The 523-nt window shown below is 56.4% G+C and carries 1 protein-coding gene and 1 pseudogene; one reads left to right on the top strand and one right to left on the bottom strand.

All coding sequences use genetic code 11. The features are described 5' to 3' along the window. On the top strand, window positions 1–262 hold a 262-nt coding region (locus GSQ77_RS14855), incomplete at its 5' end, for a nicotinate-nucleotide--dimethylbenzimidazole phosphoribosyltransferase (RefSeq protein WP_254067630.1). On the opposite strand, the pseudogene GSQ77_RS29530 reads toward GSQ77_RS14855, so the two are convergent. Next, a pseudogene (locus GSQ77_RS29530) lies at window positions 210–359 on the bottom strand (alanyl-tRNA editing protein); the annotation flags it as partial. The gene GSQ77_RS14855 and the pseudogene GSQ77_RS29530 overlap by 53 nt on opposite strands. Window positions 360–523 lie beyond the last annotated feature (164 nt).

Here is a 523-nt window from a genome sequence, read left to right as displayed (position 1 = left end):
CATCGTCACGTCGGCGTTGCTCGTGGCGAACGCGATCTCGCCGGCGGTCCTCGACTATTGCGTGTTCGCGCATGCATCGGGCGAAGCCGGACATCAGAAAATGCTGGCGCATTTCGGCGCTAAACCCTTGCTCGAGCTCGGCTTGCGGCTTGGCGAAGGCACGGGCGCCGCACTCGCATTGCCCTTGCTGCGCGCGGCCGCGGCGTTTATCAACGACATGGCGAGCTTCGAGTCGGCGGGTGTATCGGACAAGGGCGCCTAAGGTTCTGACGGCCTTTCTTAGCGATCTTTTCACACACGACCTGGCCAATCTCAGACGTATTGCGTAGATGGCTGCCACCGTATGGCTGCCGGTCGAGCCATCATCTCGCTTCGGCTTTCGCGCGAAGATCAAATGCGACTCGGTTGTCAGTTTTGTTGAGGTAGTATATTCTAAATCGATCGATCTAAAATGAAATCGGCGGCTATATGAGACCCGCTGATATGTACGCGCGACAACATCCAAGAATGTTGTCAAATAAGT

The sequence above is a fragment of the Burkholderia sp. L27(2015) genome (assembly GCF_009765705.1).
Taxonomy (GTDB): Bacteria; Pseudomonadota; Gammaproteobacteria; order Burkholderiales; family Burkholderiaceae; genus LMUX01.
This window is presented reverse-complemented; position numbering and strand designations above follow the sequence as displayed.